This window comes from Roseateles sp. FW305-36 (assembly GCF_058787015.1).
Genome location: NZ_JBYSZK010000057.1, coordinates 1 through 825, shown reverse-complemented (window position 1 = coordinate 825; position 825 = coordinate 1). Strand labels below are relative to the sequence as shown.

Genomic DNA, 825 nt, shown 5'->3' with positions numbered 1-825 from the left:
CCACCGCCCCCAGCGGCACCGGCTGACGGTGCTCGTCCAGCAGGTAGATCTGCGTGTTGGCGATCGGCCGGCCAATGGGAATGCTATGACCTAGCGTGTTCTCGAGGTAGATCTCGTGAGTGGCCGCAAAGGTGGTGGTTTCGGTGGGCCCGTATCCATTAACCAAGCGTTGCGGCGGATGAGATAGCTTCAATGTCTTACGCACTGTGGGGACATCTAGGATGTCCCCGCCCACCAGCAAGTGGCGCAGGCGCGAAAAGGCAGGAGCGAGCGCATCGGCGTATTGCGCATAGAGGCCAGCTGTCAACCACAGCGCGCTGACACCGCCTTCAATGAGCGAATCGTTAAACCGCGGCGGATCGAGCAACTCGGCCTGTGGCACCACCAACACCCTGGCGCCATGTAGCAGCGCGCTCCAAAGTTCCCAGGTGCTTGCATCGAAGGAGGGGCTTGCACAGTGCGCAATGCAATCTGACGGTCCGATTGGTGCATAAGCAGATCCGATGACCAATCGCAATACATTGCGATGCTCAACCATCACACCGTTTGGGCGCCCTGTCGAACCCGAGGTGTAAATCAGATAAGCGAGATCAGTAGAGCGTAGTCCCGGTACTTGTGGGTTGTGTGCGGGCAGCGTCTCAAAGCAAGGGTCGTCCAAACGCAAACAGAACGCGTCATCAAAGCGGACCGCAGAACCGCTGCTGAGGTTGAGTACGACGACCGGCTCACAATCCGCCAACATCGCAGTCAGCCGGTCCTGCGGGTAGCTCGGGTCCAGCGGCACATACGCCGCTCCCGATTTCAGAATCCCCACCAGCCCCACCA

The 825-nt window shown here is 59.6% G+C and carries 1 protein-coding gene; it reads right to left on the bottom strand.

The genetic code is table 11. The features are described 5' to 3' along the window. Positions 1–825 (bottom strand): AMP-binding protein (locus tag AC3WOE_RS30530; protein WP_492696313.1); only part of this gene is annotated, 825 nt, incomplete at both ends.